Source organism: Paenarthrobacter sp. NEAU-H11 (assembly GCF_050573415.1).
Classification (GTDB): Bacteria; Actinomycetota; Actinomycetes; order Actinomycetales; family Micrococcaceae; genus Arthrobacter.
Genome location: NZ_JBNZGA010000001.1, coordinates 308,029 through 326,594, shown reverse-complemented (window position 1 = coordinate 326,594; position 18,566 = coordinate 308,029). Strand labels below are relative to the sequence as shown.

Sequence of the window (18,566 nt, the reverse complement as noted above, 5' to 3'; positions counted from 1 at the left end):
GGCTGCCGGACGGGAGCGCGGGCTGTGATTCCTGCCACGGCGCGGCGGCAGGGCTCCCGCGTGACACTTTGTCGTTATCTTTTGCAGTCATTTTTCGGCACAATCAAAGGCATGACTTCCAGCCCCGCCACATCCGCTGCCGGCGTCCTCGCCGCAGACCACCCGCTGGTGGATGGCCGCACCGCAGACTCACCCCTCATCACGGCCTACCGCGGAGGCAAGCCGTCCCGGCGTCCCGTCTGGTTCATGCGCCAGGCCGGACGTTCACTGCCGGAGTACCTGAAGGTCCGCGAAGGCGTCGCCATGCTGGACTCCTGCCTGCGCCCCGAACTGGCTTCCGAGATCACCCTCCAGCCCGTCCGCCGCCACGACGTTGACGCCGGCATCTTCTTCTCCGACATCGTCATTCCCCTAAAGCTCGCCGGCGTGGGCGTGGACATCGTTCCGGGCGTGGGGCCGGTCCTGGACACCCCGGTCCGCACTGCTGCGGACGTGGCGGCGCTGCCGCAGCTCACCTGGGAATCGCTGGAACCCATCGGTGAAGCGGTCCGCCTCACCGTGGCCGAGCTCGGCAAGACACCGTTGATCGGCTTTGCGGGCGCACCCTTTACCCTTGCCGCCTACATGGTGGAGGGAAAGCCGTCCCGCGACCACCTGGGTCCGCGCACCATGATGCACGCTGATCCGGAAACCTGGCACGCCCTGGCCAACTGGGCCGCGGACGCCTCCGGAATGTTCCTCCAGGCACAGCTTGAGGCCGGTGCCTCGGCGGCCCAGCTCTTTGACTCCTGGGCCGGTTCCCTGGGCCTGGCGGACTACACGAAGTACGTGGCGCCGGCCTCGGGCCGCGCCCTGGACCATGTCCGGCACCTCGGGGCGCCGCTGATCCACTTCGGCACCGGAACGTCAGAGCTCCTGGTGGCAATGCGGGATGTGGGTGTGGACGTTGTGGGCGTGGACTACCGGCTTCCGCTCGATGAGGCGAACCGCCGGCTGGGCGGCACGGTGCCGCTGCAGGGAAACATCGACCCCGCCCTGCTCCCTGCTCCGTGGGAAATCCTTGAGGCCCACGTCCGCGACGTCATAGCCGCAGGCGCGGCTGCTCCCGGGCACGTGGTCAACCTGGGGCACGGCGTTCCGCCGGAGACGGACCCCGCCGTCCTCACCCGCGTGGTTGAACTTATCCACTCCATCTCCCCGGAGTAGGCCGATGGGCAGTACGTCGGCAACAACCGGGACGGCACTGGTGCTGGGCGGCGGCATCTCGGGACTGCTGTCCGCCCGCGGGCTGGCGTCCGCCGGGTACCAGGTGACGCTCCTTGAAGCCGGAGCTGAATGGGGCGGCTGCGTGGGCAGCCACACGGTGGCCGGCCTGACCCTTGACAGCGGCGCCGAATCCTTCGCCACCCGGTCCGACGCTGTCTCAGCGCTGGCCGCTGAGCTGGGACTGTCGGCCAAGATCGTGCCGCCCCGCCCGGGGGGTGCCTGGGTCCAGCTCCCGGACGGCCCGCGCGAGTTGCCGAAGACAGGTGTGCTGGGAATTCCGGCCAACCCGTGGGATCCCGAAGTCCGGCGTTCGCTCGGCCTCATCGGCACCCTCCGGGCCTCCCTTGATAAGTTCCTCCCGGCTTCGGTTGGGACCACAGCGGACGTTATCAGTGTCTCGGCACTGGTCAAGGCGCGCATGGGCACCCGTGTCCTGGAGCGGCTCGTGGCGCCGGTTGTGGGCGGCGTCCACTCGGCGGATCCCGGGATGCTCGACGTCGACATGGTGGCACCCGGGCTGCGCGAGGGGCTGCGGCGGTACGGGTCCCTGGCCGCCGCCGTCTCCGCCCAGCGCCGCATGGGGGCTGCTCCTGCCGCGCAGGGGGACACGCCGGCCCCTGCCGGTCCGGCCAAGGCAGGCTCCGCGGTTGCGGGGCTGGAGGGCGGCATGCACACGCTCGTCTCCGCCCTGGTCTCCGACCTCCGCCGCCGGGGAGCCAGGCTGCTGCCCGGCACCCCGGCCGAGTCTGTGATCCGCACCCCTGAAGGCTGGCGCGTCAGGTCGGCAGGAGCAACGTTCGACGCCGGCCTGCTGGTAGTGGCAGTGGACGGTCCGGCCGCCGTCGGACTGCTTGAAGACGCGGTGCCCGGCCTTGCGGGGAAGCGGCCGCCGGCAGGCCCGGACGTCAAGCTTGTCACGCTGGTCCTGGCCGGCCATGAACTTGACCGCCGGCCGCGCGGCTCAGGCGTCCTGGTGGCACCGCAGACTCCCGGTATTGAAGCGAAGGCACTGACGCACGCGACCGGAAAGTGGGACTGGCTGGCCGATGCCGCCGGGCCGGGACGGCACGTGGTCCGGCTCTCGTACGGGCGCGTGGACGGGGCCGGCGAACAGTCCGGTGGCCCGGACACGGATGAAGGACTCCTGGCCGCGTCGCTGCGCGATGCCCGGGCCCTGCTGGGCGTCCCCATCACCAGGGAAAACCTGATGGGCTGGGACGTGGTCCGCTGGCGCGGGTCGCTGCCGTTCGCCGCCGTAGGCCATCAAGCGCGGGTGGCCGAAATCCGGGAAGCCTGCGCGTCGGCGGGGAACTTGGCCGTGGTGGGAGGCTGGGTGGCCGGCAACGGGCTTGCCGCCGTGGTGTCCGACACGAACGAACAGATCCGGGCCCTGGCCCGCTAGATGTCGCCGCTGGTCAGCGGCGCAGCAGGGCGTTACGGCGCCGCGCAGGTGTTGCGGCCGGGCACTTCGCCGGTTTCCGTTTCCCCTTCCGATATGGCTAGGGTCGATGACTATGGTTTACATCAGGTCCGAACTTTTCACATCCCGGACCGGTATCCATGGGGGGCTCCGGCGCGGCACTGCGGCTGCGGCAGTCGGAGCGGTACTGGTCCTTGCAGCAGGCGTTCCGGCGTCCCACGGTGATGACGGGAATCCGCAATCCGGCGTCGATGCCGGCCCGGGCCAGGACGCCACGGGCCAGGACGCCCCGGGCCAGGGCCGGGATGGGAAGGAAGCGCGGCAGGCGGCAAGCCTTTCGGTATTGTCCGTCCCCACAGCGCTCCTGCCGGCGGTCACGACTTCGCTGGCGCCGGCCGTGACCACGGCTCCCACGACAGCTTCCTTGGCACTTCCGGCACCCTTGCCGTCGATACCACTCCCGACGCCGTCGGACGTTCCGCTTCTCCCGGCCGCGACGGCTCCGGCAGCAATCGTTCCGGTGCCATCCTCGCCATCGCCGGAGTCCCAGGCCCAGGAGCTTCCCGCAGCCGAGGCTCCTGCCGCCCCCACCCCGGAAACCGTTGCCCAGGCCGCGGCTCCGGGTACGGTGCCCGTGCCGTCGTCGGAATCTGCCGGAGAGGTGAACGGCGCCGCGGCAGCCGGCGGAAACCCGCCCGCGATGGAACTGCCGGCAGGCGACAGCGGAGCCGGCCAGGCCGGGCCCGGTGGGGAATCCGTGGCCGGGGCTGAAGCGCCGGTACCCGCGGCCGCAACGCAGGCTGCCGCCGCACCACAGGAAGCCGGAGGCCCCGCCCCGCAGGCCGCGGGCGTCCCCCGCAGCGCGGCGCAGAGTGTTGGCGCCATCGTCAAGTCGCAGCCGGAACTGGAAGCCGTGATGGTCGGGCTCGGCGTTGGCCTGGTGGGCCTCGCTGCCGCGGCCGGTGCAGCCTACTTCCGAATGCGGAAGCCGTAGCCGAAACCGACGGATGCCGCATGCAGTCCCGGCGCCGGCGTGACTTTAATCACTTCTACCGCTTGTAGAAGTCGCTGGTTTCGCCTTGGTGGGCAGAAGGGGGCAAACTTGTAACCATGAGCCACACTTCTGCCGAATCTGTCACTAAAACCGAAGAATCAGCCGAGCAGTTTTTCACCCTCTGGACGGTATTCAAGCGCTCCGAAAACCTGATCCGCAGCGCCGACGCCGCCGCTGACTTCGAGACCCTGCTGGAGCGGCTTGCCCACGCCGGGGTGACCCACCGCGGAAGCTACGACGTCTCCGCGATGCGGGCTGACGCCGACGTCATGGTGTGGCTCCACGGCCCGAAGCCGGAAGCCCTGCAGCAGGCCATCCGGGATATCCGCCGCTGCAGCCTGTTTGCCGGCACAGAGATTGTGTGGTCCGCCATGGGCGTGCACCGCGAGGCCGAGTTTGCGAAGAACCACACCCCGGCGTTCTCCCGTGGGGTTGCGCCGGCGGAGTGGCTGTGCGTCTACCCCTTCGTCCGGTCCTACGAGTGGTACATCCTCCCCGAGGACGAGCGGGGCGCCATGCTTCGCGAGCACGGCCTCCTGGGCCGGGAGTTCCCGCAGGTCATCTCCAACACCGTTTCTTCGTTCGCCCTGGGCGACTGGGAATGGATCCTGGGCCTTGAGGCCCCGGAACTGGTGGACCTGGTGGACCTGATGCGCCACCTGCGCAACACCGAGGCCCGCAACCACGTCCGCGAGGAAGTCCCGTTCTACACCGGACGCCGGATCTCCCCGGCCGAAGTGGCGGAGGTGCTCGCATGAACCTGCCGGTTTCCAGCAACGCCGCCGCCGTCAATCCGGTCACCGAAGCCGGGCGGATGGCGCCGACGAACTACGACGCCGTGCTCCTCGCCTCCTTCGGCGGGCCGGAAGGCCAGGAGGACGTCATCCCCTTCCTCCGCAACGTCACCCGCGGCCGGGGCATCCCGGACGAACGGCTGGAAGAGGTCTCGCACCACTACCGCGCCAACGGCGGCATCAGTCCCATCAACCAGCAGAACCGCGAGCTCAAGGCTGCCCTGGAGGCGGAACTCGCCGCCCGGGGGATCGACCTGCCCGTCCTCTGGGGCAACCGCAACTGGGCACCGTACATCCCGCAGACCCTGCAGGACGCGTACGACGCCGGCCACCGCCGACTGCTGATGATCACCACGAGTGCCTACTCCTGTTACTCCAGCTGCCGCCAGTACCGCGAGGACATCGGCATGGCCTTGACGGAGACCGGCCTGGACGGCCGGCTGGAGGTGGACAAGGTGCGCCAGTACTTCGACCACCCCGGCTTCGTGGAGCCCTTCATTGAGGGCACCGCTGCAGGCCTCGCCGACGTCCGGGAAAAGCTCGCTGCGGCCGGCACTCCCGATGCGCCCGTCCAGATCCTGTTCGCCACCCACTCCATTCCCAGCCGGGACGCGGAAGCGGCAGGCCGGTCCGAAGGCGAACCCCGCGAGTTCGAGGAAGGCTCGGCCTACGTGGCCCAGCACCTTGCCACCGCGGATGCCGTCATCCAGCGCGTCAAGGACGAAACCGGCCTGACCGCCCCCTGGTCCCTGGTGTACCAGTCACGCTCCGGCGCTCCGCACGTGCCATGGCTCGAGCCGGACATCAATGACGCCATCGAGGAGCTGGCCGGCCAGGGCGTCAAGGGCATCGTCATCGTGCCGCTGGGGTTCGTCAGCGACCACATGGAAGTTGTCTGGGACCTTGACACCGAAGCCCTGGAAACCTGCGCCAACCTTGGACTCGCCGCCACCCGCGTCCCCACGCCGGGCACGCACCGCAAATTCGTCAACGGCCTGGTGGACCTGATCTCCGAACGCACCGTGGCGAACAACATCAGCGGCCGTCCGGCGCTGACGGACCTCGGTCCCTGGTACGACGTCTGCCGGCCGGGGTGCTGCCAGAACTTCCGTGGCGAGAAGCCCACCATCGCCGGAGCAGACACCACCGTTGGCACCGGGCACGACCCCTATCCCGGCGAAGCCGGGACGGGGCAGCCGGCCTCTTCCGGGGGAGCGCCGCAGCAGTGACGGTCCGCATCGGCACCCGTGCCAGCAAGCTGGCGCTCACCCAGACGCAGCAGACGGCAGACCAGCTTGCCGCCGTCGGAGGCTTCCCGGTGGAACTCGTCCACATCAGGACCGACGGCGACGTCCTCACCGGCTCGCTCTCGCAGATGGGGGGCACCGGGGTTTTCGTTGCCGCCCTGCGTGATGCGCTGCTGCGCAATGAATGCGACGTCGCGATCCACTCGCTCAAGGACCTGCCCACCGGGGCGGCAGTGGGGCTCAGCCTCGCGGCCACCCCGCGGCGCGTCGATGTCCGCGACGTCCTGTGTGCCCGCGACGGGCTGAAACTGGCTGACCTTCCCGCAGGTGCCAGGGTGGGTACCGGTTCGCCCCGGCGCGCAGCCCAGCTCCGCACCGCCCGCCCGGACCTGGAGATCGTGGACATCCGCGGCAACGTGGACACCCGCCTGGGGCGGGTTCCCGGGTTGCCGGGCAACACCGTCAGCGACGTGGTTCCGGGCAAGTCCTGCGACCTGGATGCCGTGGTTCTCGCAGCCGCAGGCCTGGAACGCATCAGCCGCCTGGATACGGTCAGCGAGTTCCTCGAAACGGACGTTATGCTGCCCGCTGCAGGCCAGGGCGCGCTCGCCATCGAGTGCCGCACCGCGGACGCTCCGCCGAGGCCCGGCTCCGCGGAAGGATCGAAGGAAGTCCTGGCGCAGGCGCTGGCTGCGCTGGATGATCCGGACACCCGGCTTGCCGTCACGGCTGAACGGGCCCTGCTTGCACGGCTTGAGGCCGGATGCGCGGCGCCCGTCGGCGCCTACGCTTACCGCAAGGGCAGCCTGCTCCACCTGGAGGCGGCGGTATGTGCCGTGGACGGCACCGCCTCGGTCCGGGACAAGCGCGCCACCGACGGCCTGACAGAGGTGGGTGCCACGCTGCTCGGCATCGAACTTGCCGAAGCACTCCTGGCCGCCGGCGCCGCTGACATAGCGGACCTGCAGGCTTCCTGATCCCGGCCATGCCCAAGGCACCGTTGGCGGGGGCGCGGGTACTCATCACCCGCAGCCCGGAGCGCTCGCTGCCCCTCGTGGAGGCGCTGCGGAAGGCTGGAGCCGACGCATTGCTGCTGCCCTTGATCGACTTCGAACGGGCTCCGGACCAGCATTCCCTTGACGTTGCCTGCGATGCCCTGGCCGCCGGGGCCTTCGACTGGCTGGTAGTCAGCAGCGCCACCACGGTCCATGTGCTCGCTGCCAAGGCCGCCGAACGTGGCCTGGCGCTGGCCCGCTGGATCCCGGCTGCCACCCGCATCGCAGCCGTGGGCGCTGCGACCCGCAGGCTCCTGGAGGCCCATGGGGTTGCTGTGGCCCTGGCGCCGGAGGAGGATCAGTCCGCCGCCGGCCTGCTGTCCGTGTGGCCGGACGGGGGCGGCAAGGTCCTGCTGCCGCAGGCGGACATCGCGCCGCCGCGCCTGGCGGAGGGACTTTCAGGGGCCGGCGGCAGCGTCACCGCCGTCACGGCCTACCGCACGGTGGACTACCCGGCGGCAGCGGAGCGCAGGCTCGCCATCCCGGCGGAGGACGGGGCAGGGGAGGGGCAGCCTCCGTCGTACGCTTTGCTGACCCCGGCAACCGCCGCCGCCGAACTCGCCGCGGGACGCATCGACGCCGTGATCGCCGCTTCACCGAGCGCCGCGCGGCGCCTCCATGAGCTGTTTCCCCTGGGCCGCTGCCGGTTCGTGGCGATTGGACGGCCGACGGCGGACCAGGCTTCCGCGCTTGGCTTGCCGGTGGCCGCCATCGCGGCCCGGCCCACGCCGGCCGGGCTTGTTGCTGCCGTGGCGGCAGCCCTCCAGCCGGAACAAGACGCAGGGAAGCCGCCCTGACGCGGGGGACGCCCGCCAACGGACACCCACCACGCTTGAACCAAAGCAAAGGACAGGATCATGACTTTTCCCAGCGACCGCCCCCGCCGCCTCCGCACCACGCCGGCCATGCGCCGGCTTACCGCCGAAACCCGCCTGGCGCCCGCCGAGTTGATTCTTCCGGCGTTCATCCGCGAAGGCCTGGCCGAGCCCAACCCCATCACCTCCATGCCAGGGGTTGTCCAGCACACCACCGACACCCTGAAGCGCGCCGCGGCGGAAGCCGTGGAGCTGGGGCTCGGCGGAATCATGCTGTTCGGCATCCCGGAAACCCGCGACGCCGAGGGATCGGCATCGCTTGACCCGGACGGGGTGCTGAACAAGGCCATCCGGGACGTGCGTGCCGAGGTCGGGGACAGCCTGGTGGTCATGAGCGATGTGTGCCTGGACGAGTTCACGGACCACGGGCACTGCGGAGTGCTCGACGCCGAAGGCTACGTGGACAACGACCGCACGGTTGGGATCTATGCACGGATGGCCGTGGCCCAGGCAGACGCCGGCGCCCACATGCTGGGGCCCTCCGGAATGATGGACGGCCAGGTTGCCGCGATCCGGTCCGCCCTTGACCAGGCCGGGCACACCAACACCTCCGTCATCGCCTACGCAGCCAAGTACGCGTCGGCGTTCTACGGCCCCTTCCGCGAAGCCGTTGATTCCCAGCTGAAGGGGGACAGGCGGACCTACCAGATGGACGCCGGCAACCGCACCGAGGCCCTGCGCGAAGTGGAACTGGACCTCGCCGAGGGGGCCGACGTCGTCATGGTCAAGCCCGCCATGAGCTACCTGGACATCGTCGCAGACGTCGCCGCCATGAGTCCGGTGCCGGTGGCCGCGTACCAGATCTCCGGAGAGTACGCGATGATCGAGGCCGCGGCCGCCAACGGCTGGATCGACCGGCGCGCCGCCATCACCGAATCGGTACTGGGCATCCGCCGCGCCGGCGCCCACATGGTCCTGACCTACTGGGCCGCCGAACTGGCCGGCTGGCTGAAGGAGTCCTGATGGCTGGCTCACCGACACCCCGGCCCGTCTCTGTTCCGGAGAGTCCCACCGCCCCGGTGGCACCGGACCGGATACTCCTGGGCCTGAACACGTTCGGCGACGTCGGCGAGAATGCGGACGGAAGCCCGCAGCCGCATGCCCGGGTACTCCGCCAGCTGCTTGAAGAGGCTCAGATGGCGGACGCCGTCGGACTCCATGCGTTTGGCGTGGGCGAGCACCACCGCAAGGACTATGCCGTTTCAGCGCCGGAAGTCTTCCTCGCCGCCGCTGCCGCCCGCACCACCCGGATCCGGCTGGGCTCAGCCGTCACGGTCCTGAGCTCCGATGACCCCATCCGCGTGTTCCAGCGTTTCTCCACCGTGGATGCCCTTTCCAACGGCCGCGCTGAAGTCATGCTGGGCCGCGGCTCCTTCATCGAGTCCTTCCCGCTGTTCGGACTGGACCTCGCAGACTACGAGCTCCTGTTCGAGGAAAAACTCGAGCTCTTTGACAAGGTGCGGGCACAGAAACCAGTGCACTGGGAGGGCCGTACCAGGCCGCCCGTGGCCGGGCTGAGCGTGTACCCGCCGCTCGAGCGGCACCTGCTGCCCACCTGGATCGGAGTCGGCGGCACCCCCGAGTCCGTGCTGAGGTGCGCCCAGTACGGCTATCCCATCATCTTCGCGATCATCGGCGGGCAGCCGCGTGGCTTCCGGCCGCTGGTGGACCTGTACCGCGAGGCCATGGCCAAGTACGGCCACCCGATGCAGCAGGTTGCCACCCATTCACCCGGACACGTAGCAGAGACCGACGAGCAGGCCAGGGAGGAACTCTTCCCGCACTGGCTGAAGCTGCGGAACAAGCTCGGCGCGGAGCGGGGCTGGGGGCCTGCCGGACGGGGCGAGTTTGAGGCGCTGTGCGCTCCGGAAGGGGCGCTGTATGTCGGCTCCCCGGAAACAGTTGCGCGCAAGATCGTGCTGCTCAAGCAGAACCTGGGCGTGGACCGCTTCGACCTTAAATACAGCAACGGGCCGCTGCCGCACTCCGCCATGATGCGCTCCATCGAGCTGCTGGGTACCGCCGTGGCGCCGCGCGTGGCTGAACTGCTCGGCACCTGACGCACCCGGCGCCGCCCAACTGAGAGAATAGGAACCATGACTGCCAGCAACCCTCGCAACGAGGAACTCTTCGACCGCGCCCGCCAGCTGATGCCGGGCGGGGTCAACTCGCCGGTCCGCGCCTTCGGGTCCGTGGGCGGTACCCCGCGCTTCATGGTCTCCGCCAAGGGACCGTACCTCACGGACGCCGACGGCAAGGAATACGTGGACCTTGTCTGCTCCTGGGGTCCGGCGCTGCTGGGCCACGCCCACCCGGCTGTGCTGGAGGCCGTCCACGCCGCCGTGGACCGCGGCCTGTCCTTCGGAGCGTCCACCCCGGACGAGGCCAACCTGGCGGAAATCGTGAAGGACCGCGTACCCGCCGTCGAGCGCCTCCGGATGGTGTCCACGGGCACCGAAGCCACCATGACCGCCGTGCGCCTGGCCCGCGGCTTCACCGGACGCAACCTCATCATCAAGTTTGCCGGCTGCTACCACGGCCACCTGGACGGACTCCTTGCCGCCGCAGGGTCCGGCGTCGCCACCCTCGCCCTGCCGGGTTCCGCCGGCGTCACCGAGGCCACGGCCGCAGAAACGCTGGTGCTGCCCTACAACGACCTCGCCGCCGTCAAGGAAGCCTTCGCCACCCACGGGCCCAACATCGCCGCTGTCATCACGGAGGCAGCGCCGGCGAACATGGGCGTGGTGACACCGGAGGAAGGCTTCAACCTGGGCCTGTCCCGCATCACCCGCGAACACGGGGCACTGCTCATCCTGGACGAAGTGCTCACCGGGTTCCGCACCGGCTATTCCGGCTACTGGGGCCTGACCGGCGGGGCGCCGGACGCCGCCGAGCCGTGGACGCCGGACCTGCTCACCTTCGGCAAAGTCATCGGTGGAGGGATGCCGACGGCGGCCCTCGGCGGACGTGCCGACGTCATGGACTACCTCGCGCCCACCGGCCCGGTGTACCAGGCGGGAACACTGTCCGGAAACCCTGTGGCGATGGCGGCCGGCGTGGCCACGCTGACGCATGCCACCCGCGATGTCTACTCCTTCATCGACGTCCGTTCGCTGGAACTCTCCTCTGCCCTGTCCGGCGCCCTGGACGCCGCCGGGGTGGACCACTCGATCCAGTTTGCCGGCAACCTCTTCTCGGTGGCCTTCGGCACCTCAGCCAATGGTGTCCACAACTACGCCGACGCCCAGGCGCAGGAGAGCTTCCGCTACGCGCCGTTCTTCCACTCGATGCTGGAGTCCGGGGTGTACCTGCCGCCGTCGGTCTTTGAGGCCTGGTTCCTGTCCGCCGCGCACGACGACGCGGCCATGAACCGGATCTATGATGCACTGCCAGCCGCAGCCAAGGCGGCAGCAGCGGCCCGGGGCTAGAAACTCCGGAACATCCCGGCCACACATAAAGAAATCCCCGGCTGCGGGCTGCAGCCGGGGATTTTTTTATGTGCTTCGGGAACTACAGGACGTCCGAGAGGAAGCCCTTGAGGCGGTCCGTTGCCGGTGCGGTGAAGATCTGCTCCGGCGGCCCGGATTCGACAACCACTCCGGCGTCCATGAACGTCACGGTGTTCGAGACGTTGCGGGAGAAGCCCATTTCGTGGGTCACCACCACCATGGTCATGCCCCCCTTCGCGAGGTCGGCCATCAGCGCCAGGACTCCCTTAACAAGCTCGGGGTCCAGCGCGGAGGTGGCCTCATCAAAGAACATCACCTCCGGCTTCATGGCAAGTGCCCGGGCGATGGCAACGCGCTGCTGCTGGCCTCCGGAAAGGTTTGCCGGGCGGGCATCGGCCTTGTGCCTCAGGCCCACCAGGTCCAACTGCTCCAGGGCCTCGGCGCGTGCCTGCTCCTTGGAGAGTTTGCGCAGCTTCCGCAGCGCGAGGGATACGTTGTCCACCACGGTCTTGTGCGGGAACAGGTTGAACTGCTGGAACACCATGCCGATCCGTTGCCGCAGCTCGTCCGGGTTGTCCTTCAGGACCGAACGGCCATCCAGGAGGATGTCGCCCTGGTCCGGCTCGATCAGCCGGTTCATGACGCGCAGGAGGGTGGACTTGCCCGACCCCGATGGGCCGATCACCGAGGCAGTGGTGCCCTTCTCAACGTGCAGGTCGATGCCGCGGAGAACATGGTTGTGGCCGAAGGAGAGGTGCAGGTTCTTGCCGGTCAGGGTTCCGGAAGCGAATTCCGTCATGCCTGTGCCCCCTTGCCGATAGGTGCTGCCAGCTCATCCGGTTCCTTCTTTTCCGGCTTGCCGGTTCGCAGCCGGTGGTCGATGAAGTTCACGAAGTGGGTGAGCGGGACGGTCAGGATCAGGTACAGCACACCTGCGGCCACCAGCGGAGACAGGTTGCCGGTGTTGGCCATCGCGTCGTTTCCGATCCGGAAGATCTCCCGGTCCGAGGCGGCAAGCCCGAGCATAAACACCAGTGAGGAATCCTTCAGCAGCGAGATGAACTGGTTTACCAGGGCGGGAAGGACCCGCCGGATTCCCTGCGGCACCACCACGAGGCGCATGGAACTGCCGTAGCTGAAGCCAAGGGCCCGGGAGGCCTCCAGCTGGCCCTTCTCCACACTCTGGATGCCCGAGCGGAAGATCTCGCCGATGTAGGCGGCCGCGATCAGCGTCAAGGCCAGGATGCCCAGGGGGTAGGGGTTCCTGGATCCGGTGATTTCCCGGGCGATGGGACTGAGGCCAATGCCGATGACCAGGATCACCAGGATGGCAGGGAGGCCCCGGAAGATATCGGTGTAGATGCGCGCCACCCAACGGGCGCCCGCGTTGCGGGAAATCCCCATCATGGCGAGCCCGAGCCCCAGCAGGGAGCCGAGGATGCCGGAGGCGACGGCCAATATCAGGGTGTTGGGCAGGCCCACCATGAACAGGGCGGGAATGACTTTGGCCATTTCCTCCCAGTTAAAGAAGGTGTCAGCCAGCTGGTCCAAGAGATCCATGAACGTCCCGGCTCAATCAGCTCTGGGGAACCGTGGCGGCCTTGCTGCCCGGCTTCCAGTCAGAGGGCATCTCGCGGTCCGGGTACCATTCCTTGGTCAGCTTGGTCCAGGTTCCGTCGGCGATGACAGCGTCAAGGCCGGAGTTCAGCGCGTCGATCAGCGGCTGGTTGTCCTTGGCCACCGCGTAGGCAGTGAAGTTCTGCGTGTTGACGACGGATTCGACGATCGCGGTGCCGTCGCCTTCCTTCACCTGGCCGCTGGCCTGCTGCGACGGAGCCACCCAGGCGTCCACCTGGCCGTTGCGCACGTTGGCGTAAACCGTGGCGTAGTCCGGGAAGCGGATGGGTTCCATCTTCAGGGTGTTGGTCACGTAGTCGTCCTGGACGGTGCCCTGGACGACGCCGATGCGGAGATCGTCCTTAAGGTCGGCAAAGCCCTTGATGCCGCTGTCGGTCTTGGCAACCACGGCCATGAAGCCGAAGTCGTAGCCGTTGGTGAAGCCGACGTTCTGGCGGCGCGCGTCCGTGGTGGAGATGGAGGAGGATCCGACGTCGAACTGCTTGGTGGAAACCTGGGAAAGCAGGGCGGAGAAGTCCGTGGCAACAAACTCGACCTCAAGGCCGAGCTTGCCGGCGATGGCCCGCAGCAGCTCGTTGTCGTAGCCGGTGAACTTGCCCGAGGGGTCAATGAAGATGTTCGGCGGGGCGTCCGACAGGGTGCCCACCTCAAGCTTGCCTTCGGTGTTCAGGCCGAGCTTGGTCTTGTCGATCTGGTCAATCGGGGTGACGGTAGCGGTGGTGTACTTGTCCAGCGTCTGCTGGTCGCTGCCGGCGAGGGCGTCCGTGGGCGTGCCGCTCGGCTGGGCTGATCCTGAACCGCACGCTGCCAGGGAAACCGCGAGGGCGATTGCCACGGGAGCGGTTGTCAGCCACTTCATCGCTTTGATTTTCATCAGTCTGTCGCTTTCATTGAGTCATAAGTCAACCGGGCCGCAAGGCTGCGCTGGTGGCGCCTGGCACCTGCCCGAGGCTGTTCAAGCACTGCATGGCAGGGGTGACCGCAAAACTTTATTGTCTCACTTCAGTGTTTGGCGGCCGTGAGGCGAACAAGTGCTGGCTCTGAAGGCAAATGATCGAAGGAACTTTCGTATAGGCGCTGATGGCCCTCATACTGGAGTCCTGCGGCCCCGTGCGGACGAATCCTTGAGTCCCTCTCCGGCCCCGTTGTGTGAGCAGTGCGACTGTGAAATATCTCTCGCCGTGGCCCTGCCGGAGACGGTCCTGGTCAGAAGCCGGCCGTAGTGGCGTCCTCCGGCGGAAGGACCGGCCAGTCACCTTCGATGACGGCAGCGGGCTTCGTCTTGCGGAGGTAGTCCTGGAAATCGGCTGCCTGGCTTACTGCCCACTCGACCTGCAGCTGGTGCAGCTGGCTGGCCGGCATGCTGAGTTTGGGAAACTTGCCGGCCATGGCGTCCAGGACCCTCAAGGTGGCCAGGGCATCAGCGGCCGACGTATGGGCGTTGTCCAGGACCACGCCGTATTCCTCGCACAACGCCGTGAGGGTCCGCTTGCCCTTCCGGTAGCGGTCCACCTGCTTGTTCATGATGTACGGGTCCAGGACCGGGAAGCGGGTCAGCTGAGGGACCCCGTACCGGGCCGACTCGGCAGCCAGCACCGTGAAGTCATAGCTGGCATTGAAGGCGATGACGGGGGTCCCGTCGTCGAACAGTCCCTGCAGCACGGCCGCAACCTCCCGGGTCACTTCGTCGGCAGGCCTGCCCTCACGGCGTGCCTGTTCGGTGGTGATGCCGTGCACGTCACTGGCCTCGGTGGGTATCTCTACCCCGGGATCCGCCAGCCACTCGTGTTCCTGGATGACGTCGCCCGTGTGGTCCACCACCGTCACCGAGGCGGTGACGATGCGTGCAGCCCGGGAGTTGCGCCCTGTGGTTTCGAGGTCGAAGGCTGCGCGGGGGAGGGTGTTCCAGGTGCTCATGCTTCAACGCTAAAGGGCACCACCGACAATTCCGTGGAACGCCACTGCGGCTAGATTGGATCAATGCGGATTGAGTATGTGGAGGCGGTGCTGGCCATTGTGGAACTGGTGCCGGCCGGATCCGCCGTCGCGTATGGCGACGTCGCCGAGCTGTTGGGTTCAGGCGGGCCAAGGCAGGTCGGTGCGGTCATGAGCCGCTACGGGAGCGGAGTCCCCTGGTGGCGGATTCTCAAGGCGAGCGGCCACGCACCGGACGGACACGAGGCTGAGGCCCTCCGCCGCTACCTGGCCGAGGGCACACCCCTGCTGGGCGCCTACCTCGACTTCCAGCGGACCGGCGAGGGGCGCTGGCGGGTGGATCTTTCGGCCGCCCGCTGGGCGCCAAGCGATGCCCAGTTCGACAGGATTGATGTGGTCGCCGGGATGCTGGAGCGGCGGCTGCACAGATTGTCGGCGGCCGATGATGGAATGTCCCTGTGACAGTAACCATGCCCCTCACCGGCCCCCTTGACGAATCCCGGGATGGCTCCGCGGACGGCCCCGCGCGTCATTCCGGTGAACCCGCCGGCCCGGGAGACGGCCGTACGCCCCCGCGGCAGGCCGGAGCTGCAGGAACCGGCCTGCGGCTGCTGCCGCCCCGCCAGGTGCATGTCGTGGCGCCCCTGCTCTCCGCCGACCAGCAGGCGGCCGTCGACGTCCCCCAGGGATCAGGGCCGGTTTTGCTGCCCGGCGCTCCGGGAACTGGCAAGACCACCGTCCTTGTGGAGGCCGCCGTCAGCAGGGTCACCCGTGACGGCGTGGATCCCGAGCGGATACTGATCCTGGCGCCCAGCCGCCTGGCTGCCGATGCCATGCGGGACCGCTTCACGGCCCGGCTGGACAGGAGCCTGAGCACCACCCCCGCGCGGACCTGGGCCTCCTACGCCTTTGACGTGATCCGGCGTGCCAAGGCGGAAGGGATCCTTCCCCTGTCCCGGCCGCCCAGGCTCCTCTCAGGCCCGGAGCAGGACCTCATCATCAAGGAGCTCCTTGAAGGCCATCGCCTGCCCGGCCTGGAGCTTCCCTGGCCCGCCGACATTGAAGGTGCCCTGGAAACCCGGGGCTTCCGGCAGGAAGTCCGGCAGCTGTTCGACCGCATCATCGAGTCGGGCCGTACCCCCGGCGACCTGGTAGGGCTGGGACACGAGTGCCGCAGGCCTGACTGGATCGCCGCTGCGTCCCTGTACGCCGAGTACCGGGACGTCTTGGACCTGCGGATGCCTGAGGCTTTCGATCCGGCCGGCATCATCACGGCAGTACGGCAGATTTTCCAGGACTCTCCCGGCTTCCTGGCGGCGGAACGGGACCGGCTGCAGGTGATCCTGGTGGACGACATCCAGGAAGCCAACCCCGCAGTCTTTGAGCTCTTGGCCGACATCGCCGGCGGGAAGGACTGCTACGTGGCGTTTTCACCGGACACTGTGGTGCAGGGCTTCCGCGGTGCCAGGCCCGACCTCGTGGCAGAACTGCCCGGTCTGCTATCGCCCGGTGCACCCGTGGCGGAGCGTCCACTGCGGTACGCCCACCGGCAAGCGCCCGCGGTGGCCGAAGCCTGGCTTGGAGTGGCCGGGCGGATTTCACAGCGCGCGGGCGGGCAACTGGCCCGGCGGCTTGACCAACCCGACCCTGATCAACCCGGCGACGCCAGGCCCCAAGGGGCAGTGGAAGCACACCTTGTTCCGTCCGCCGTGCACGAACTGCGCTACGTTGCCCAGCGCATCCTGGACCAGCACATCAACCACGGGCGCGACCTTGCCGAACTCGCGGTGATCGTGCGCAACGGCGCCCAGGTGAGCGAGTTCCAGCGTTACCTGTCGGGCCAGGGGATTCCTGTGCGGGTCCCGGTGGCGGAGTCCGCGGTCCGGGACGAAGTGGCAGTCCGCCCGCTGCTTGATGCCTTCGCGATTGCACTGGATCCAGCGCTGCTGACCCCGGAGGCCGCAGTATCCCTCCTGACCTCCCGGATCGGCGGTGCCACATCGATCGAGCTCCGCCGGCTGCGGCAGTCGCTGAGGAGGGACGAGATCCTGGGCGGCGGAGGCCGGACCAGCGACGCCCTGCTGGTTGAAGCATTGCTCGAACCCGGCGCACTGGAAACGCTCGGCATCGAAGGCCGTGCCGCACGCCGGGCAGCACGCATGATACAGGCGGGCCGCCACGCCGCTGCGCAACCTGGCGCCAACGCCGAATCAGTGCTGTGGGCACTCTGGGATGCCACCGGACTCGCCGGTTCCTGGACGGAAATCGCCCTTGCCGGCGGTCCGCACGGCGCGCGTGCGGACCGGGACCTGGATGCCATGATGGCCCTCTTCCACACCGCGGAGCGTTACGTGGACCAGATGCCCGGGGCCGGCCCCGAGCAGTTCCTCGAGTATCTCCTGAACCAGGAGCTTCCCATGGACACCCTCGCTGCCCGTGCCCAGGTGGACGACGCCGTGGAACTGTTGACTCCAGCCAGTGCGGCCGGGCGGGAATGGCCGGTGGTGATAGTGGCGGGCCTCCAGGAAGGTGTGTGGCCCAATACCCGGCTCCGCGGCGAACTTCTGGGAAGTACTCTGTACAGCGATGCGGTGGAACACGGGCCGGGGTACGCCCTGCAGCGTGATCCCCTGAGCCGGCTCCGCGACATCCGGTATGACGAACTGCGAAGCTTTTCCACTGCGGTCTCCCGCGCCCGCGAACTGCTCGTATGCACGGCTGTTTCCTCCGAGGATGACCAGCCGTCCTCCTTCCTGGACTACGTTGTGCCCCTGGAACCGGGCCAGGAGGGCCGTCCGTTCACGGCAGTGCAGCGGCCCATGGCGCTGCGGGCCCTTGTTGCCGAACTCCGGCAGCACGCCCAGCTGGACGGCGGGGATGCTCCGCAGGCGGATGAGGCGGCCAGGGTCCTCGCCCGGCTGGCAAAGGCTGACCCGCCGGTGCCCGGCGCGCATCCGCAGAGCTGGTGGGGCCTTCTTCCGCTGACGTCGGCGGCAGCGGTGGTTCCGCCTGGCGGTACCGTCTTTGTCTCACCGTCAAAAGTCGAGACCGTGCAGAAATCCCCGCTTGACTGGTTTATCCAGGCCGCGGGAGGCGAAGCTGCCACTGACTTCGCCCGCAGCCTTGGCACCCTGGTCCACGCCATTGCCCAGGACCTGCCGGATGCGTCCGGCAGTGAGTATGTCGCAGAACTGGTCCGGCGCTGGCCCGCGCTGGGAATGAAGGACAACTGGGAGGGCAGGCTGGACTTCCAGCGTGCCGAGTCCATGGTGCGCAAGCTGGCACAGTATGTACTCCTCATGCGAAGCGAAGGCCGAAGCCTGCTCGGAGTGGAACAGGATTTCGACGTCGCCCTCGGAAAGGTTCCTGTCGATGATGCTCCCGCCCGGGACGCTGTCCTGCGCGGCCAGGTGGACAGGCTTGAGGTGGACGCCGAAGGCAGGCTGGTCATCGTGGACCTCAAAACCGGAAAACGCCAGCCCGGTAAGGGGGAACTGTCACGGCATCCCCAGCTCGGCGCCTACCAGGCCGCGGTGCTCGCCGGGGGCTTCCGGGACCGACCGGACAGCCCCGCCGCTCCGCTCCCTGGCGGTGCCGTCCTGGCCCAGCTCGGCACCGGGGCAAAGAATCCCGCCATCCAGCATCAGGACGCCATAGACCCTCAGGAGAACTGGGCGATGGACATGGTGAAGGATGCAGCCGCCGTAATGGGAGGCACCACGTTCGAAGCACGGCACGATCCCTCGAAGGGAAGCCATGGCGGCCACGGCTGCAGGCTCCCCGAGGTGTGTCCGCTGTGCGTGCGCGGAAGGCAAGTGACCGAATGAGGCCGG

At 68.3% G+C, this 18,566-nt stretch carries 16 protein-coding genes; 12 read left to right on the top strand and 4 right to left on the bottom strand.

Features of this window, described 5'->3' with window-relative positions:
* The first annotated feature begins 111 nt into the window (after nt 1–111).
* From hemE to hemL, 10 genes are all read left to right on the top strand, one after another.
* Nucleotides 112–1,206 carry a uroporphyrinogen decarboxylase gene (gene hemE / locus ACQ3DC_RS01455; protein ID WP_430751377.1) on the top strand — a complete coding sequence of 365 codons (1,095 nt, stop codon included), beginning with the start codon at nt 112–114 and terminating at the stop codon, nt 1,204–1,206.
* Nucleotides 1,207–1,210: 4 nt separating this feature from the next.
* A complete protein-coding gene (gene hemG, locus ACQ3DC_RS01450; protein WP_430751376.1) occupies nt 1,211–2,668 on the top strand; it encodes a protoporphyrinogen oxidase in 1,458 nt (485 codons plus the stop codon).
* A 106-nt stretch (nt 2,669–2,774) separates the two neighbouring features.
* Complete coding sequence (locus ACQ3DC_RS01445) at nt 2,775–3,680, top strand: hypothetical protein (RefSeq protein WP_323056606.1); 906 nt, start codon at nt 2,775–2,777, stop codon at nt 3,678–3,680.
* A gap of 116 nt (nt 3,681–3,796) precedes the next feature.
* Nucleotides 3,797–4,498, top strand: a complete 702-nt coding sequence (gene hemQ, locus ACQ3DC_RS01440) for a hydrogen peroxide-dependent heme synthase (RefSeq protein WP_157241723.1) — start codon at nt 3,797–3,799, stop codon at nt 4,496–4,498.
* The gene (locus tag ACQ3DC_RS01435) at nt 4,495–5,763 is read left to right on the top strand and encodes a ferrochelatase (protein WP_430751375.1); all 1,269 of its coding nucleotides are present in this window, start codon (nt 4,495–4,497) and stop codon (nt 5,761–5,763) included. Before hemQ ends, ACQ3DC_RS01435 begins: the two co-directional genes overlap by 4 nt.
* Entirely contained in the window at nt 5,760–6,758 is a 999-nt protein-coding gene (gene hemC, locus ACQ3DC_RS01430) for a hydroxymethylbilane synthase (RefSeq protein WP_430751374.1), read from the top strand. The genes ACQ3DC_RS01435 and hemC overlap by 4 nt, the downstream gene beginning before the upstream one ends.
* Before the next feature lie 8 nt (nt 6,759–6,766).
* Nucleotides 6,767–7,633 carry a uroporphyrinogen-III synthase gene (locus tag ACQ3DC_RS01425; RefSeq protein WP_157241725.1) on the top strand — a complete coding sequence of 289 codons (867 nt, stop codon included), beginning with the start codon at nt 6,767–6,769 and terminating at the stop codon, nt 7,631–7,633.
* Between the two features lie 60 nt (nt 7,634–7,693).
* Nucleotides 7,694–8,674, top strand: a complete 981-nt coding sequence (hemB, locus tag ACQ3DC_RS01420) for a porphobilinogen synthase (RefSeq protein WP_430751373.1) — start codon at nt 7,694–7,696, stop codon at nt 8,672–8,674.
* Nucleotides 8,674–9,771: an LLM class flavin-dependent oxidoreductase gene (locus tag ACQ3DC_RS01415; protein WP_430751372.1), complete on the top strand. Its 1,098-nt coding sequence runs from the start codon at nt 8,674–8,676 to the stop codon at nt 9,769–9,771. Before hemB ends, ACQ3DC_RS01415 begins: the two co-directional genes overlap by 1 nt.
* A gap of 36 nt (nt 9,772–9,807) precedes the next feature.
* A complete protein-coding gene (hemL, locus tag ACQ3DC_RS01410; RefSeq protein ID WP_430751371.1) occupies nt 9,808–11,139 on the top strand; it encodes a glutamate-1-semialdehyde 2,1-aminomutase in 1,332 nt (443 codons plus the stop codon).
* Nucleotides 11,140–11,221: 82 nt separating this feature from the next.
* Here hemL and ACQ3DC_RS01405 read toward each other — a convergent pair whose 3' ends face one another.
* From ACQ3DC_RS01405 to ACQ3DC_RS01390, 4 genes are all read right to left on the bottom strand, one after another.
* Complete coding sequence (locus ACQ3DC_RS01405) at nt 11,222–11,959, bottom strand: amino acid ABC transporter ATP-binding protein (RefSeq protein WP_157241729.1); 738 nt, start codon at nt 11,957–11,959, stop codon at nt 11,222–11,224.
* Entirely contained in the window at nt 11,956–12,720 is a 765-nt protein-coding gene (locus tag ACQ3DC_RS01400) for an amino acid ABC transporter permease (protein ID WP_104998485.1), read from the bottom strand. The genes ACQ3DC_RS01405 and ACQ3DC_RS01400 overlap by 4 nt, the downstream gene beginning before the upstream one ends.
* Before the next feature lie 16 nt (nt 12,721–12,736).
* Nucleotides 12,737–13,672 carry a substrate-binding periplasmic protein gene (locus ACQ3DC_RS01395; protein WP_157241730.1) on the bottom strand — a complete coding sequence of 312 codons (936 nt, stop codon included), beginning with the start codon at nt 13,670–13,672 and terminating at the stop codon, nt 12,737–12,739.
* Nucleotides 13,673–14,004: 332 nt separating this feature from the next.
* Nucleotides 14,005–14,715, bottom strand: a complete 711-nt coding sequence (locus ACQ3DC_RS01390) for a 3'-5' exonuclease (RefSeq protein WP_430751370.1) — start codon at nt 14,713–14,715, stop codon at nt 14,005–14,007.
* 63 nt (nt 14,716–14,778) lie between these two features.
* On the opposite strand from ACQ3DC_RS01390, the gene ACQ3DC_RS01385 reads away from it, so the two are divergent.
* Nucleotides 14,779–15,195, top strand: a complete 417-nt coding sequence (locus tag ACQ3DC_RS01385; protein WP_323056599.1) for an MGMT family protein — start codon at nt 14,779–14,781, stop codon at nt 15,193–15,195.
* Nucleotides 15,192–18,560, top strand: a complete 3,369-nt coding sequence (locus ACQ3DC_RS01380) for an ATP-dependent helicase (RefSeq protein ID WP_430751369.1) — start codon at nt 15,192–15,194, stop codon at nt 18,558–18,560. Before ACQ3DC_RS01385 ends, ACQ3DC_RS01380 begins: the two co-directional genes overlap by 4 nt.
* The last annotated feature ends 6 nt before the right edge of the window (nt 18,561–18,566 follow it).

What these genes read in the sequence shown, in the direction of transcription:
- hemE (WP_430751377.1), top strand. Translation starts at nt 112, where the DNA reads ATGACTTCCAGCCCCGCCACATCCGCTGCCGGCGTCCTCGCCGCAGAC.
- hemG (WP_430751376.1), top strand. Translation starts at nt 1,211, where the DNA reads ATGGGCAGTACGTCGGCAACAACCGGGACGGCACTGGTGCTGGGCGGC.
- ACQ3DC_RS01445 (WP_323056606.1), top strand. Translation starts at nt 2,775, where the DNA reads ATGACTATGGTTTACATCAGGTCCGAACTTTTCACATCCCGGACCGGT.
- hemQ (WP_157241723.1), top strand. Translation starts at nt 3,797, where the DNA reads ATGAGCCACACTTCTGCCGAATCTGTCACTAAAACCGAAGAATCAGCC.
- ACQ3DC_RS01435 (WP_430751375.1), top strand. Translation starts at nt 4,495, where the DNA reads ATGAACCTGCCGGTTTCCAGCAACGCCGCCGCCGTCAATCCGGTCACC.
- ACQ3DC_RS01425 (WP_157241725.1), top strand. Translation starts at nt 6,767, where the DNA reads ATGCCCAAGGCACCGTTGGCGGGGGCGCGGGTACTCATCACCCGCAGC.
- hemB (WP_430751373.1), top strand. Translation starts at nt 7,694, where the DNA reads ATGACTTTTCCCAGCGACCGCCCCCGCCGCCTCCGCACCACGCCGGCC.
- ACQ3DC_RS01415 (WP_430751372.1), top strand. Translation starts at nt 8,674, where the DNA reads ATGGCTGGCTCACCGACACCCCGGCCCGTCTCTGTTCCGGAGAGTCCC.
- hemL (WP_430751371.1), top strand. Translation starts at nt 9,808, where the DNA reads ATGACTGCCAGCAACCCTCGCAACGAGGAACTCTTCGACCGCGCCCGC.
- ACQ3DC_RS01405 (WP_157241729.1), bottom strand. Translation starts at nt 11,959, where the DNA reads ATGACGGAATTCGCTTCCGGAACCCTGACCGGCAAGAACCTGCACCTC.
- ACQ3DC_RS01400 (WP_104998485.1), bottom strand. Translation starts at nt 12,720, where the DNA reads ATGGATCTCTTGGACCAGCTGGCTGACACCTTCTTTAACTGGGAGGAA.
- ACQ3DC_RS01395 (WP_157241730.1), bottom strand. Translation starts at nt 13,672, where the DNA reads ATGAAAATCAAAGCGATGAAGTGGCTGACAACCGCTCCCGTGGCAATC.
- ACQ3DC_RS01390 (WP_430751370.1), bottom strand. Translation starts at nt 14,715, where the DNA reads ATGAGCACCTGGAACACCCTCCCCCGCGCAGCCTTCGACCTCGAAACC.
- ACQ3DC_RS01385 (WP_323056599.1), top strand. Translation starts at nt 14,779, where the DNA reads ATGCGGATTGAGTATGTGGAGGCGGTGCTGGCCATTGTGGAACTGGTG.